Source organism: Actinomadura meyerae (assembly GCF_900188445.1).
Taxonomy (GTDB): Bacteria; Actinomycetota; Actinomycetes; order Streptosporangiales; family Streptosporangiaceae; genus Spirillospora; species Spirillospora meyerae.
Genome location: NZ_FZOR01000031.1, coordinates 43,779 through 57,597, shown reverse-complemented (window position 1 = coordinate 57,597; position 13,819 = coordinate 43,779). Strand labels below are relative to the sequence as shown.

Below are 13,819 nucleotides of genomic sequence, written 5' to 3'. Positions count from 1 at the left end.
GGTAGGCGATCCCGACCTCGCCCAGGGACCGGCCGGATCCGCCGTCACCGGACGGCGTGCTCGCGGCGAGGGCGATGGCCGCCACCGCGTCGACCAGCTGGTGCCGCCGCCCGCGGACCGCCGCCCGGACCGCCGTGGGGCGCAGGTCGGCTGGGGTTGGCGGCCTCATGGGTCGCACGCTATCCGGCACCGCGCCGCCAGAGCATCCAGAGAAAGGTGTACTCGGGCCCTGGACGGCTCCGACTTTCCGACGAGGCCGCCGACCGACTATGGCCGATGCCCCGGTCACCGCCGGCCGGTGAGGCTGTGCGCATGTCATCGCAGACCATGCACACCAAGGCTCCCCCCGGTTCACCGCGCCCGCACGCACTGCCGGGCCGGCCCGCGAAGGACGGGCGGCAGTCGCCGTTCGCGGCCTGCCGCACGATGCCGGGGATCTCCGGCCGGGAACGCCTCGATCTGTCGCACCGCCATGACGCGGGCTGACGGTGCCGCGGGGCGCGCCCGTCCGGTGCTCTCCGGAGTGGGCCTGACGAAGAGCTACGGGCGGACCACCGTGCTGCATCACGCCTCGCTCGTGGTCGACCGGGGTGAGCTGGTCGCCGTGATGGGGCCGAGCGGGTCGGGCAAGTCCACGCTGCTCTACTGCCTTTCCGGCGTCGTGCGGCCGGACGGCGGGGAAGTGCTGTTCAACGGCGTCCGGGTCGACGAACTGCCCGATGCCCGGCGCACCGATCTGCGGCGGTCGGACTTCGGTTTCGTCTTCCAGTTCCCCGGCCTGCTGCCGGAACTGCCGGCCGCCGAGAACGCGGCGCTGCCGCTGATGCTGGACGGAGCCGGCCCCCGTGACGCGGTCGCCCGGGCGAGGGAGCTGTTCCCGGCGCTCGGCCTCGAGGGCCTGGAGCGGCGGCGCCCGGGAGAGCTGTCCGGCGGGGAGGCCCAGCGCGTCGGGATCGCCCGCGCGCTCGTCCTCGATCCCGCGATCGTGTTCGCCGACGAGCCGACCGGCGCGCTCGACACGAGGACCGGCGACGAGGTCGTGTCGCTGCTGGTGTCGACGGTGCGGAAGCGAGGGTCGGCGCTGGTGCTCGTCACCCATGACGAGCGGGTCGCCAAGCGCTGCGACCGGATCGTCCATGTCGTGGACGGCCGGACCACGCCCGAGCCGGAAGGCGTCCGGTGATGCGCGGACTGTGGCCGCGCCTGCTGCGCGGCGGCGGACGGTCCGCTCGGCTCGAGGTCGCACTCCCCCTGGTGGCGGGCGCCGTCATCACGATGATCCTGCTGTTGCTGCTCGGCCTGCAGCAGGGACTGGATCACCGGGCGGAGCGGACGGCGTGGCGGACCCCCGAGGCGGCGGCAGGCGATGCCACGGCGGTCCAGGCCGTCTCGACCGACTACGTCGGAGACCGTCCGCTCGCGGTGATCGAACTGGCCGCCCTGGGGGACGACCCGCCCGCTGTCCCGGGGATGGGGAGATTCCCGGCGCCGGGCGAAATCTGGGCTTCTCCCCGCCTGGCCGAGCTGATGGCGGACCTGCCCGCCGACCAGCTCGCCGACAGGTTCGCGGGTCGGGTGACCGCCGAACTCTCGCGGGAGACCCTCGAGCATCCCGGCGAGCTCGTCGCGGTGGTCGGCCGGCGTCCCGGCGACCCCTCGATGCGCGACCGCCGGCCGCCTCACCAGTGGAACGAGGTCTCCTCGGTGACGCCGGCAAGGATCGACCGCTGGTCGGCCACTCCAGACCTCTACCAGACCACCTACCGGGACATCGCGCTGCTCGCCGTCGTCCTGACCGCGCTCCCGCTCGCCGGCCTCGGCGGGCTCGCGTCCCGGCTGATGGCGGGCCGCAGGCAGCGGCGGCTGGCGACCCTGCGGCTGCTCGGCGCCCGTACCTCGCAGGTGGTGCGGCTGACCATCGCCGAAGTGGCGACGTTCGCCTCGATCGGGGCGGTGTGCGGGGCGCTGCTCCATCGCGTCCTCGTGCCGCTGACCGCCCAGGTGCCGATCAAGGGCGGGGGATGGTTTCCCGCGGACGTGCGGCCGGGGGTGCCGCTCACGGTCGCGACCGTGGCCGCGGTGGTGGGCATGCTGACTCTGGGCGCACTCAACGGGCTCCTTGCGGCGGTTCGCGACCCCTTGGGCACGTACCGCCGCGCTCGCCGCGACCCGGCGCGCATGCGGTTGTGGTCGGTACTGTTCATCGGCGCGGCGGTGGCGCTGTTCTGGGTGCGCGGCAGCAACCCCTTCGTGGGGATCGCCTTCACCGTCGTGGCCGTGCTGGGCTGGGGACTGGTGTCGACCGGGCCGTGGATCGTCGCGGGACTCGGCAGGCTGCTGGCCTGGCGCGCCCGGCGTCCGGCGACCTTCCTCGCCGGACGGCGCCTGTCGGACAGCCCGCGCGGCGCGTGGCGGGCGGTCGGCGGCCTGACACTCGCCGCCTTCATCGCCGGGTTCGTCGCCATGAGCCTCCCGGCCGGGCTCGGCAACGCCGGCGAGTACGCCTCGCGGGCCGAGCGGCTCGATGCCGTCGTGCCCGCCGCCACCGTGGACGCCGCCGTCCGCAGGGCCGAGGCCGTGCTGCGGACCGGGGGCGTCCGCGCCGACGTCGGGACGGCCGCGGCGCCGTCCTGGCTCGAGGACCGGGACGCGTGGGCCACACTGTCCCTGGTCACGCACGGCTCCGGTGAGGAGCCCGACCGCGCCCGCACCGCGATGATCGAGCACGGCCTCTGGGGCCCTGAGATGACCTTGGCCGAGGACCTGCCGAGCATGTGGCTGCTGCGGGACGGGGTCGCCATGGGCTTCCTGGTGCTGCCGACCGCGGCCCTGGTCGCCCTCGCCTCGATGATCATCGGCACGATCGCGCGCATCCTCGACCAGCGGGACACGCTCATCGCCCTCAGACTGGCCGGCACCCCGCAGGCGGTCCTGCTCACGGCGCAGCGCCGGGAGATGGTCCTGCCGACGGCGCTGCTCGGCGGCATCGCCGCGACCGCCGGGCTGGCCGGCGGCGCGACGATCAGCTCGGCGAGCCCGCTCAACCCCTAAAGCGCCGGCGTCTTCGCCGGCCTGCTCGCGCTCGGCGCGATCGCCCTGCTGGCCGCCGACCGGACGGCGCGGCCCGTGCTCGAACGAGCCGGCACCGATCTCTCCGAACGCGAATAGCCCGAACGCGCAGGGGACGCCCGAATCGGAAGGTCGCCACGTCGCCTGGCTGACGGGGGTACATTGCAAGCAATTCGTGTGGCGGAAGCACATCCCCCAGCACCCCGCGATACACCGGACATTACATCCGGGTGGACGAATCGCCACAAGCGCGGCAAATTAGCAGGAAGGCATCTCGTCCGCACTTTCCCCGGGGCGATAACACCGAGTGAGACTTATAACACCGTGTGGTCACCCATACATGCCGTCCCGCCGCCTTCCGGACGGGCCGGCCATTGTCGCATCATCCGCGAACCCGCCCCCCGGACCTTTCGGCCCACCGCCCGGGAAAGGCGAGCCTGCGGGCCGACACGCCGAGGATTTCCGCCTTTGCGGCACGTCGCCACGGCCCCTGCATGACATCATCTGTCTTTGCCTCCATCCACGACATAACACACATTTCCGCCGCCACCCCGGCAGCACGGATCGTTCAGTCGAGTGTGAGCAATGTTCAACGCTCCGTAGCCAAATTGACTACGATCGGCATTCTCACGGTGACCGACGCGATCCCCCGGGGCGAAGATGATCCGCTTTCTGGCACATCCCAGGCTCGCCGGCCTGCTCGGCGACTGGTTCCGCTGCACCTGCGGCGTGCTGGGCTGCACCGCGGTGGCCGGCGCGATCTCCATCGGAGCCGCCGCGGCGTCGCAGGCCGCCGCGCATCCCGAGCCGGGAGTGCGCAGATCCGTGCCGCAGGTCTGCCGCCACACCGTGACCATCGGCGACTGGCGCAAGTGCAAGGAGGCATGGCGGTCGATGTACGAGAGGTCTCGCAGAGGATCGGGCCGCGGCCGGGACTTCCCCCGCTGGGCGGGCCGGCACGGCTGGAAGCCCGAGTCCGGGCGGAAGAAGCCGCCCTCCCCGGCACCGCTCCTGAAGCCGAGCCCCCGCGGCGGGCGGCCGGATCCCCCGCTCGACGAGTCCCCGGCCCCCGACCGGACGCCGCCCCCTCCCCCGACAGCGCCCGCCCGCGAGCCGGCGCGCGTACGGGAGCGGGCGGACGAGGTGGAGTCACGTCCCCCCTCCCTGCAGCCGGTGCTGCTGCTGAGCCTGCTCATCCCCGCCGCGGCGGCGATCTGCTACCCCTTCCGGCACCGGCTCTACGCCGTCGCCGCGGGCCTGCCCACCCTCGGCCTCCCCGAGGAGGAGCCGGCCCCCGCCCGCTTCGGCCACCGACCGGCCTGCGACCCGTTCGCCGCCCCGGCCACGGGCCTGGCCGGGCCGGGCGCGGTCTCCACCGCGCGGGTCCTGGCCCTGACCGCCCTCGACGAGCACGGCGACGACTGCCTGGTCGTGGTCCCGCGCCCCGACGCGACCACCCTCTTCGGGCTGGCCGAGGACGAACTGCTCGACGACGACACGGACGGGCTCTTCATCCCGGGCAACCTCGACGCGGCCCTCGCCTACCTGGAGACCGAACTCGTCATCCGCGAGAACACCGGCGTGACGAGGGCGAGGCGGCTCCTCCTGGTGGCCGACTGCAGCCAGGAGCCCGACCGGATCCAGGCGCTTCTCACCCGGCACCCCGGCGGCGCCTCCGCGATCCTCCTCGGCCCGTGGCCGGGCGACCGGGCCGTGATCGACGACACCGGGCGGGTCACCGCCCCGGCCGGCCTGGCCGCCGGCCTGCCCGACCACGTTCCGGCGCTCTCCCGCACCGAGGCCCGCGACCGTCTCCTCGCGGCCCTGGCACGGCACAAGAAGCCCGAGAAGCCCTCCCCCAAACGCCGCTCCTCCCCCCGCCGTCCCTGACCTCGCCCCCTGGGCCGTCGCATCGAAGGCCCATGCCCGCCCCCTCCACCTGGCACCTCTGCCGTCCGGGCACGGCCCGGCAAGTCTGCGTCAGCAGGCGGCGGCCTCCCGGCGGCCCGCGAGTTCGGCTCTGAGGGCGCGGAGGTTCCGCAGGGCCCGGCTCATGACGCCGATGTCCGGCGGCTGCTCGGCGTCGCCGTCCACGTAGGCGAAGCAGCGCAGCATCCAGCCGCGCGCCACGTCCTCCGCATGGGATTCGGCCTCGCGTTTCCTGGCGAGGGCCAGGTGCCGTTTCTCCTCGGCGATCTCGCCGGCCAGGCGGTCGTCCGCCCTCAGCGCCTGGATGTCGGCGAGGGCGTACCGGCCGAGGCGGTCCGTCGCGAGCCCGCGCTCGCTCGCGACGCGGTCGAACGTGCGGCGGGGCCAGCCGAGTATCGCCATCGCGCCGCCCGTGTCGACGGAGTCCATGAGCGGGCCCTTCCGCGTCGAGACGACGGCGCGGACGGCCTCCGGGTCGAGGGCGTCCAGGTCGCGCAGGAGGTACACCGGGTGCCCGCGGAAGGTGCTGACGACGTCGAGCGCGCCTTGGGCGACCAGGACCTCGACGTCCCGCCGCTCCACGTCGAGGCTCACCCGCGCGGCCAGGCGGGCGGCCGCGCGCGAGGAGCCGACCGGCGGATCGTCGCCGAATCGGGCGATGACCTCCCGGCCGGCCTCCCGGGCCTTCTCGGCGAGACCGGCGGACCAGCGGCCGTCGTCCAGGTCGGGGCCGGGGAGGACGCCGTGCTCCAGGCCCACGCGCAGCTGCCACCGCGTGAGCCCGAGACGGACGGCGAACTGGTGGGGGCCGTACTGCGTGCGGTCGGTCTGCGCAGCCATTGCCGTGCCTTTCGTCGCGGGTTCGACATTGACGCTCCTCAGCCTCACGGACCGGACCTCCCGCGAGCTATGGAACGCGATTCTGTGGACAGTCCGCGGACGTGTGGCGGATTTATCGGAAAACCCGGGGCAATTGACCCGGTCTTCGGGAGAGGGCACGGCATGCGAGGCTGTATCCATGGAGCGCTTGGGAATCGGGCTCGCGGCCCTGGGGCGGCCCGCTTACATCAACGTGGGACGGGCCGGGGAACTGCCGCCGGAGCGCAGCGTGGACCTGATGCGCGAAGCCACGTGGAACGTCCTCGACACCGCCTATGCGGCCGGCGTCCGATGGGTGGACACGGCACGTTCGTACGGCAGGGCCGAGGAGTTCCTCGGCGGCTGGCTCAGCGCACGCGCACCCGATGGCGTGACCGTGTCCAGCAAGTGGGGCTACACCTATGTCGGCGACTGGAAGACCGACGCCGAGGTGCACGAGGTCAAGGAGCACTCCCTCGACCGCTACCGCGCCCAGTACCGGGAGACCCGCGAACTGCTGGACGGGCACCTTTCCCTGTACCAGGTCCACTCCCTGACTGAGGAGAGCCCGCTGTTCCAGGACGTCCGGCTGCAGGAGGCTATGGCCGAGCTGAGCGCCGAGGGCATCCGCGTCGGTTTCTCCACCTCAGGCCCCAGGCAGGCCGAGACGATCCGCCGGGCGATGGAACTGGACGTCTCCGGCCAGAGGCTCTTCACCTCCGTCCAGTCGACCTGGAACGTCCTGGAGACCTCGGCCGAGGACGCCCTGCGCGAGGCCCACGCGGAGGGGCTGCACGTCATGCTCAAGGAGGTGCTGGCCAACGGGCGGCTCGCCGTTCAGCCGCCCGCCGCAGTGCTGGCCATCGCGTCCGAGAACGGTGTACGGCCGGACGCGGTCGCCCTGGCGGCGGCCCTCGGCCGGCCCTGGGCCGGGACCGTCCTGATCGGTGCGGTCAGCCCGGCCCAGCTGCGGTCGAACCTGGCCGCGTCGACGCTGTCCCTCGACGAGGACGAGCTGGCGGCACTGGCGGAACTGCGCGTCTCCCCCGAGCGCTACTGGGCCGAACGCGGCGCGCTGCCCTGGACGTGACCTCCGCGAGCTGCCGGACGGGCGTCCGCCCATGGCACGATTGAGCGCGGCCCACCATGATCGGATCCTCCCCTTGCCCATGCAGTCAGAACTTCCAGACGTGATCGGCCCGTACCGCGTGGTCGCCCGGCTCGGAGCCGGTGGGATGGGCGAGGTGTTCCTCGGCGCGTCACCCAGCAGGCGCCTCGTCGCCGTGAAGGTGATCCGGCCGGAACTCCTGGACGATCCGCGGTGGCGGGAGCGGTTCCGCCGCGAGGTGACGTCCGCGCGGGCGGTCAGCGGGTTCTACACGGCCCCCGTCGTCGACGCCGATCCGGACGCGGACCGGCCGTGGCTCGCCACCCAGTACATCCGGGGCGTGAGCCTGGCCAGGGTCGTCCGGGAGAAGGGTCCGCTGCGCGAGCGCACGGCCTGCCGCCTCGGGGCGGGGCTCGCCGAGGCGCTGATCGCGATCCACCGGGCGGGCATCGTGCACCGCGACCTGAAGCCGTCCAACGTCCTGCTGGCGTCCGACGGGCCGAGGGTGATCGACTTCGGCATCGCGAGGCCGCTGGACGCGCTGCCGCTGTCGCGCACCGAGATTCTCGGCACTCCCGCCTACATGTCGCCCGAGCAGGCCCTCGGCGACCCCGTCCATCCCGAGAGCGACGTGTTCTCCCTCGGCTCGACGCTCGTGTTCGCGGCCACGGGAGCCGCCCCGTTCGGCACCGGCCACAAGGTCCGCGCACGCATCGTCCACGGCGAACCGGACCTCACCCCTCTGCCCGCCCCCTTGGTCGGGCTCGTGAGCCGCTGCCTGAGCAAGGACCCCGGAGAGCGTCCCACTCCGGAGCAGGTCCTCGTCGCCCTGTCCACGCTGCTGGACGCGCACTACGGCGAGGAATGGCCGCCCGTGGACGTCGAGCAGCTCATCGGCGCGCAGGAGCGGACCCTGGTCGACATCACCGGGGAGCTGCCCACGCTCAGGGAGTGACGGGACGCCCGGTTACGGCAGGTCCTGCGCGAGCACGTCCCAGAAGGCGGTCTCGTAGGCGTGCAGGAGGCGGGCCGCGCGCGCGGCCTCGACCGGGTCGTCACCGGAGGCCAGCCCGGACGCGATCACGTCGAGGGCCTGCTCCTCGAAGCCGGGCGGGGACTCGGCGAAGAACTCGAAGAAACCGACCGCGTCCCCGGAGAGGCCGTACCGGGTCTGGAGGGCCCGCGCCGTACGCGCACAGTACGAGCCCCACTCCGCGAGGTTGGCGAGCATGGCCAGGGCGACCTCGCTGACCGTCCCGAAGGCCGCCTTCTGCGCGAGGAAGGCCGGATAGGCCTGCGCCAGCGGTTTCGGCTCGTACGCCATGAGATTCTTCTCACTCTGGCCGAGCGCGGCGGCGAACTCCCGCAGCAGCCCCAGGGCGTGCGCCTCGCCCTGCGCGAGTCCCAGGAACAGCTCTCCCGAGGACGAATTCGGGAATCGCGCCGCCAGCAGGGCGAAACTTCGCCTATCGCTGCCAACGATCCGATACTCCTCGCCCGCAAGCCAGACCAGGCGTTCCCGGGGCACATCGCCCGTCTCCAGCATGTCGACGAAGCGGTTCGCCGGCGCCGCGCCCGCGAGTTCCCCGCGAGTGCGCGCGACGAGTTCCGCGGCCCTGTCATCGGTCACGCCTCCACGGGAGCACCCGAGCCGCCCCGCGGTCAACCGGGACGCGCCGGATCGGCGTTGGTGATCACGTGGATACGATGAGGAGCAGAACGTCTACGCAGGTGTGGACCCAGTTGGGAGTGAGCGAGTATGTCGGATTTCGAGCTCGACCACGCGGGCGGCCGGATGCCTCTGGAGGTCTCCGAGGCGACCGAGGGGCCGTCAGGGCTGGTCGTGGGCAGCCTCCTGAAAGAGACGGGGCATGTCACGCTCGATCCCGGCTTCACCAACACCGCGTCCACCACGTCGGCGATCACCTATATCGACGGTGAGGCGGGGATCCTCCGCTACCGGGGCTACCCCATCGAGGAACTGGCGGAGAAGTCGTCCTTCCTCGAGGTGGCCTACCTGCTGATCTACGGCGAGCTTCCGACGACCGACCAGCTCGACACGTTCACCGACAAGGTGCGCAACCACACGCTGCTGGACGAGAAGTTCCGCGCGTTCTTCTCCGCGTTCCCGCGCCGGGCCCACCCGATGGCCGTGCTGTCGTCCGCGGTCAGCGCCCTGTCGACGTTCTACCAGGACAGCCTCGACCCGTTCGACCCCGAGCAGGTCGACCAGTCGAGCATCCGGCTCATCGCCAAGCTGCCCACGATCGCGGCGTACGCCTACAAGACCTCCAACGGGCAGCCCCTGCTGTACCCCGACAACTCCCTCGGGTACGTGGAGAACTTCCTCCGCATGATGTTCGGGCTGCCCACGCAGCCCTACGAGATCGACCCCGAGATCGCCCGGGTGCTGGACATGCTGTTCGTCCTGCACGCCGACCACGAGCAGAACTGCTCGACCTCGACCGTGCGGCTGGTGGGCTCCAGCCAGGCGAACCTCTTCTCGTCGGTGTCGGCGGGCGTGGACGCCCTGTTCGGCCCGCTGCACGGCGGCGCCAACCAGGCCGTCTTGGAGATGCTGGAGCGCATCCACGAGGACGGCGACGACATCGACTCGTTCGTGGCGCGCGTCAAGAAGAAGGAGCCCGGCGTCAAGCTGATGGGCTTCGGCCACCGCGTCTACCGCAACTACGACCCGCGCGCCGCGGTCGTGAAGAAGGCCACGGGCAAGGTCCTGGACGCGCTCGGCAAGTCCGACCCCCTGCTGGACCTGGCCATGCGCCTCGAAGAGGTCGCGCTGAGCGACGACTACTTCGTCGAGCGCAAGCTCTACCCGAACGTGGACTTCTACACGGGCGTCATCTACAAGGCGATGGGCTTCCCGACCAACGCGTTCACCGTCCTGTTCGCGCTCGGCCGGCTGCCCGGCTGGATCGCCCAGTGGCGCGAGATGATGAACGACCCGGCCACCAAGATCGGACGCCCGCGCCAGGTGTACGTGGGCCCGGGCGAGCGCCACTACGTGGCCGCCTCCGAGCGCTGATGGCCGCACGCCCACCCCCGGGCGTCCAGCCGGACACCCCGGGGCCCTTATCAGCATGAGAACGATCGCCTCTGCGGGGCGGTACCCGAAAGATCGGGTGCCGCCCCGTTCACGTGCGGGTGCGTACGGGTGATCTGTGATCTTCGCGCCTGCACGGGACGCGGTCATGGCTCGCGGCGTGAGAATGAGGAGATGGAGGAGGACCTTCGCGCCTGGGGCAACATCCGGATCACGGGGAGGCCGGGCGGCGGTAACCGCAACCACGTGCGGGAGGCTGTCGCGGGCGATGGGCGGCGATTGGCGGTACGGCGGAGTAGGCGAACGGTAAGGGCACTGGACTGGGAGTTGGACCTCCTGGAACATCTGGGCGGGTGTGGCTTCACTGTCCCGGCTGTAGTGCCCACACTGGACGGTCGGCGCCACGTGCGGGGGGTGGTGGTGCAGGAGTGGCTCGATGGGCGCCCGCCCGCAGCTGGGGATTGGGTGGCCGTGGCCGCTGACCTGCGGCGGTTGCATGCGGTCACGCGAGGCTGGTCGCAGCGTCCCGGGTTCCGGTCCACCCGCGACCTGTTGCTTCATGAGTGCGGTGGGGACGTTGATCTGTCGGCGATGCCGCGGGCAGCCGTCCGGGCCTGCCGCGAGGCGTGGCGCGGGCTCGTCGGCGTCCCCATGGCGGTGGTGCACGGTGATCCCGGGCCCGGCAATATCCGGGTGACCCCGAGTGGCGTTGGTTTCCTGGACTGGGACGAGGCCCGGGTCGACCACGTTGACCTCGACCTGGCCGACCTGCCGATTCCGGTTCTGCCCGCCGCCCGGCAGGCACGCGCCCGTGCCGCCGTCCACGCTTGGGAGGCTGCCTGCGGCTGGCGCATCGAGAACGATTACGCCCGGCGACGCCTCGCGGACCTGAAGATCACCCGTAGGGCGGGAGAAGGCCGCTGACGGGTGAGCAGCCGGCGGCCGAGCCACCATGCGCGAAGGCGGGCGATGCGCCGCGCGCCTTGACCCGGATATCCACAGAACCCCGTTCTAGTGAACGTGCGCGGCGGCCTCCTCGACGCTGGACGACGAACGCCGGTCCAGGCAACGAGGAGGCTGCCATGCGCGTCACCATCACGGTTCCCGAAGAGACGACCGCCGGCTTCGTGATCGCGGCCGGCAAGGATCCCGGCGACCCCGCGGCGCTCCACCGCCGGCTCCCGGGCTCCCTGGGCACGGCGACGGCGGAGCGCCCCGGTACGCCGCACCTCGCGATCGCCTGTCATCCCGCCGAGGATTCCCCCTGGGACCTGAGCGACGTGAACGGCGACGATCGGGACGATGCGGAGCGGGCCCGCCGCGCCCCATGGCACATCGGCGTCACCGCCGTTCTTCCGTCCGGTGAGGTGCCGTCCGGTCCGCAGGTCGCACGCGCCACGGCCGGGGCGATCGCCGAGTCGCTCCGCGGGGTGCTCGTGGACCTCGCCACCGGCCGCACGCTGCCGGTGGCGCGCCTCGGCCGCCTGAACGGCTCCGCCCTCGCCGACGAGTGGCTCGGCGCGTGCCTGCCGCCCTACCGAGACTCCGGCCGCTGCACCGCCGACGAGGACGACATCGACGGCTGCGCCTGCGTCGCGCTCCGGACCACCGGGCTGCGCCGCTTCGGCATCCCGGAACTGGAGATCACCGGGGTGGCGTGCCCGCACGACCTGGCCGCGCTCAACCTCCTCCGCACGACCGCGCAACGGCTGCTCCCCCTGGGGCGGCACCCCGGCGACCACGTGCTCCCGGATGAGCTCAGGCTGACGAGCGCCGACTTCTCGGCCTTCTGGGGCATTCGGGACCCCATGTGGGACGACGGCCCCGTCCCGGTGCGCCTGGCCGAAGTCGCTCCCCACCGCCTGGGCATCCGGCCTCCGAGGAGCTTCCCGGGCACGCTCAACGAATGGCTCTGGGACGAACTACCGCCCATCCTCCACGAACTCGTCACCTGCGACCCCGACCGAACGACCGCACACGGCTAACGTCGGGGCCCATGGACGAGGTGGAAGCGCCAGGGGCGTTGGAAAGCGTGCTGGCCGATGTCAGAAGCGAACGTCATGCCCAGGACCGCATGTGGGGCGTGCAGGAGTTCCCCGACGGGAGCGGCCCGGAGTTCGGCGACGAGGCGGAGCGGGCCAAGCGAGAGTGCGCCACCGCCTGGACGAAGGGGGAGCTGACGTGGCGGCACATCCTGGCCGAGGAGTTCTTCGAGGCCCTCGCCGAGTCGGACCCGGTCGCCCTCCGGAACGAGCTGGTGCAGACCGCCGCCGTCGCGGTGAAGTGGATCCAGTCCCTGGACCGGCGGCACGGCGCGGTGGTCCACGCGGCCGAGGAAGGCGGCTCGACGGAGAAGCTCGTCCGGGACCGGATACCCGAGATCATCCGGGCGTCCGGCGAGGAGCCGGAGACGCGTGTCGCCGACCGGGCGGAGTACGCCGGGTGGCTCCGCGCCAAGCTCGTCGAGGAGGCGGGCGAGTACATCGCGAGCGGCGACCCGGGCGAACTCGCCGATGTACTCGAGGTCGTCCATGCGCTCGCCGCGACCCACGGGCTCACGCCCGCCGGACTGGAGCGGCGGCGTGCCGCCAAAGCGGCCGAAAGAGGCGGTTTCGACGAGCGGCTGATCCTTCGTCTCCGGAGCCGATGACCGTTCCTTCGACTGCGGCGCGTTTCCCCATCTCTCGAACACCTGTTCGGGTAGCGTGTCGTCCCGTGCTGATCGATGAACCCGTTTCCACGGAGACCACGTCCACCGGCCGACCGTCCCGCATCACCGGCCGGCGGGGCAGCTACCGGGTCCGCCGGGTGCTTGAGGAGTGGCAGGCCCCCGGGCAGGCGAGGTACTACCGCCTCCAGGTCGCCACGCCGGACGGCCTCGCCATCGCGGAGGTCCACAGCCCCGGTGGCGACGCCCCGTGGACGCTCCACAGGATCTGGTCCTGATCCTGAGGACGACGGCGCGGCCATGGCCGGAGCGGCGTCACCGCATTCCCAGTCCGGCCGCCAGCTCTGGAGGAACGGGCTCGCGTGGGCCCATGGTCCGGACAGGGTGCCCGAGGGCACGGCCGGGCTCAACCGGATTTCGGCGCGCCCCGCTTGCGCCGGTGGGCCTTCTGGCGGCATGCGGCGCCGCAGTAGCGGGCGGGGCGGCCCGTCGAGGCCGGCGTGAAGGGGGCCCCGCACAGCTCGCAGCGGGCGGCGTGAGTTTCGTTTCGTTTCGTTACTTCCGGGCGGAGCGCGTCGTAGGCCAGGGACGCCAGGCGGCCGTCGCCGCCCTGCCGGCGCTCCATGTACATCGCGGCCGACATGAGGGCGCGCACGTCCTGGACGCCGACGTCGCCGCGCACCGCGCCGGCGGCCTGGGCCCTGCACAGCAGCACGTCGAGCGCCGCGGTGAACCGCGCGTCCGCGCCGCACACGTCGAAGTCGCCCAGGTCGGCCGCCAGCGCCTCGCTCAGCGCGTGGTTCACCATGGCCCGCCGGACGATCTTCGTAACGAAACCGTGGAAGGCCGCGCCCGGGTCGGCCGCGTCCCCGAGCGCCTCCGCCTCGGCCACGATCTGCTCGACGCGGTCGCTGACGACGGCCGCGAACAGCGCCTCCTTGGTCGGGAAGTTCCGGTACACCGTGCCCGCCCCGACCCCGGCGCGGCGCGCGATGTCGTCGAGCGGGACGAGGCGGCCCTCGGCCGCGAACGCCTCGTACGCGGCCCGCAGGATGCGCTCGCGGTTCCGGCGGGCGTCGGCGCGCCGGGGCTCGCTGCTCACACCGTCCTCCTTCGCCGCGGCGGC

At 72.4% G+C, this 13,819-nt stretch carries 14 protein-coding genes; 11 read left to right on the top strand and 3 right to left on the bottom strand.

The genetic code is table 11. The features are described 5' to 3' along the window. The first annotated feature begins 312 nt into the window (after nt 1-312). From CHF16_RS40475 to CHF16_RS27305, 4 genes are all read left to right on the top strand, one after another. Entirely contained in the window at nt 313-486 is a 174-nt protein-coding gene (locus tag CHF16_RS40475; RefSeq protein WP_179271723.1) for a hypothetical protein, read from the top strand. Further along, a complete protein-coding gene (locus CHF16_RS27315) occupies nt 473-1,183 on the top strand; it encodes an ABC transporter ATP-binding protein (protein ID WP_089329006.1) in 711 nt (236 codons plus the stop codon). Before CHF16_RS40475 ends, CHF16_RS27315 begins: the two co-directional genes overlap by 14 nt. Next, complete coding sequence (locus tag CHF16_RS27310; protein WP_089329005.1) at nt 1,183-3,051, top strand: FtsX-like permease family protein; 1,869 nt, start codon at nt 1,183-1,185, stop codon at nt 3,049-3,051. The genes CHF16_RS27315 and CHF16_RS27310 overlap by 1 nt, the downstream gene beginning before the upstream one ends. A 678-nt stretch (nt 3,052-3,729) precedes the next feature. After that, nucleotides 3,730-4,959 (top strand): hypothetical protein, encoded by a 1,230-nt coding sequence (locus CHF16_RS27305; protein WP_089329004.1) that lies wholly within the window; start codon nt 3,730-3,732, stop codon nt 4,957-4,959. A 90-nt stretch (nt 4,960-5,049) separates the two neighbouring features. On the opposite strand, the gene CHF16_RS27300 is transcribed toward CHF16_RS27305, so the two are convergent. Then, complete coding sequence (locus CHF16_RS27300; RefSeq protein ID WP_089329003.1) at nt 5,050-5,838, bottom strand: hypothetical protein; 789 nt, start codon at nt 5,836-5,838, stop codon at nt 5,050-5,052. A gap of 178 nt (nt 5,839-6,016) precedes the next feature. Between CHF16_RS27300 and CHF16_RS27295 the strand changes: the two genes are divergently transcribed. Further along, nucleotides 6,017-6,946 (top strand): aldo/keto reductase, encoded by a 930-nt coding sequence (locus tag CHF16_RS27295; RefSeq protein ID WP_089329002.1) that lies wholly within the window; start codon nt 6,017-6,019, stop codon nt 6,944-6,946. A 100-nt stretch (nt 6,947-7,046) separates the two neighbouring features. Then, a complete protein-coding gene (locus CHF16_RS27290) occupies nt 7,047-7,919 on the top strand; it encodes a serine/threonine-protein kinase (RefSeq protein ID WP_218826857.1) in 873 nt (290 codons plus the stop codon). A 12-nt stretch (nt 7,920-7,931) separates the two neighbouring features. On the opposite strand, the gene CHF16_RS27285 is transcribed toward CHF16_RS27290, so the two are convergent. After that, on the bottom strand, nt 7,932-8,594 hold the full coding sequence (locus CHF16_RS27285; protein WP_089329000.1) for a thiaminase II/PqqC family protein: 663 nt from the start codon (nt 8,592-8,594) through the stop codon (nt 7,932-7,934). A 129-nt stretch (nt 8,595-8,723) separates the two neighbouring features. Between CHF16_RS27285 and CHF16_RS27280 the strand changes: the two genes are divergently transcribed. The 5 genes from CHF16_RS27280 to CHF16_RS27255 all read left to right on the top strand — a co-directional run bounded on the left by CHF16_RS27280 (nt 8,724) and on the right by CHF16_RS27255 (nt 12,971). After that, complete coding sequence (locus tag CHF16_RS27280) at nt 8,724-10,007, top strand: citrate synthase (RefSeq protein ID WP_089328999.1); 1,284 nt, start codon at nt 8,724-8,726, stop codon at nt 10,005-10,007. 192 nt (nt 10,008-10,199) lie between these two features. Continuing rightward, nucleotides 10,200-10,949: a phosphotransferase enzyme family protein gene (locus CHF16_RS27275; protein WP_089328998.1), complete on the top strand. Its 750-nt coding sequence runs from the start codon at nt 10,200-10,202 to the stop codon at nt 10,947-10,949. Between the two features lie 158 nt (nt 10,950-11,107). Next, the gene (locus CHF16_RS27270) at nt 11,108-12,010 is read left to right on the top strand and encodes a hypothetical protein (protein WP_089328997.1); all 903 of its coding nucleotides are present in this window, start codon (nt 11,108-11,110) and stop codon (nt 12,008-12,010) included. Nucleotides 12,011-12,021: 11 nt separating this feature from the next. Then, nucleotides 12,022-12,675 (top strand): nucleoside triphosphate pyrophosphohydrolase, encoded by a 654-nt coding sequence (locus tag CHF16_RS41530; RefSeq protein WP_245869298.1) that lies wholly within the window; start codon nt 12,022-12,024, stop codon nt 12,673-12,675. 65 nt (nt 12,676-12,740) lie between these two features. After that, entirely contained in the window at nt 12,741-12,971 is a 231-nt protein-coding gene (locus CHF16_RS27255; protein WP_089328996.1) for a hypothetical protein, read from the top strand. Nucleotides 12,972-13,099: 128 nt separating this feature from the next. Here CHF16_RS27255 and CHF16_RS27250 read toward each other — a convergent pair whose 3' ends face one another. Further along, nucleotides 13,100-13,795, bottom strand: coding sequence for a TetR/AcrR family transcriptional regulator (locus tag CHF16_RS27250; protein WP_089328995.1), 696 nt, complete (start codon nt 13,793-13,795; stop codon nt 13,100-13,102). Nucleotides 13,796-13,819 lie beyond the last annotated feature (24 nt).

What these genes read in the sequence shown, in the direction of transcription:
- CHF16_RS27305 (WP_089329004.1), top strand. Translation starts at nt 3,730, where the DNA reads ATGATCCGCTTTCTGGCACATCCCAGGCTCGCCGGCCTGCTCGGCGAC.
- CHF16_RS27270 (WP_089328997.1), top strand. Translation starts at nt 11,108, where the DNA reads ATGCGCGTCACCATCACGGTTCCCGAAGAGACGACCGCCGGCTTCGTG.
- CHF16_RS27295 (WP_089329002.1), top strand. Translation starts at nt 6,017, where the DNA reads ATGGAGCGCTTGGGAATCGGGCTCGCGGCCCTGGGGCGGCCCGCTTAC.
- CHF16_RS40475 (WP_179271723.1), top strand. Translation starts at nt 313, where the DNA reads ATGTCATCGCAGACCATGCACACCAAGGCTCCCCCCGGTTCACCGCGC.
- CHF16_RS27310 (WP_089329005.1), top strand. Translation starts at nt 1,183, where the DNA reads ATGCGCGGACTGTGGCCGCGCCTGCTGCGCGGCGGCGGACGGTCCGCT.
- CHF16_RS27315 (WP_089329006.1), top strand. Translation starts at nt 473, where the DNA reads ATGACGCGGGCTGACGGTGCCGCGGGGCGCGCCCGTCCGGTGCTCTCC.
- CHF16_RS27300 (WP_089329003.1), bottom strand. Translation starts at nt 5,838, where the DNA reads ATGGCTGCGCAGACCGACCGCACGCAGTACGGCCCCCACCAGTTCGCC.
- CHF16_RS27280 (WP_089328999.1), top strand. Translation starts at nt 8,724, where the DNA reads ATGTCGGATTTCGAGCTCGACCACGCGGGCGGCCGGATGCCTCTGGAG.
- CHF16_RS27275 (WP_089328998.1), top strand. Translation starts at nt 10,200, where the DNA reads ATGGAGGAGGACCTTCGCGCCTGGGGCAACATCCGGATCACGGGGAGG.
- CHF16_RS41530 (WP_245869298.1), top strand. Translation starts at nt 12,022, where the DNA reads ATGGACGAGGTGGAAGCGCCAGGGGCGTTGGAAAGCGTGCTGGCCGAT.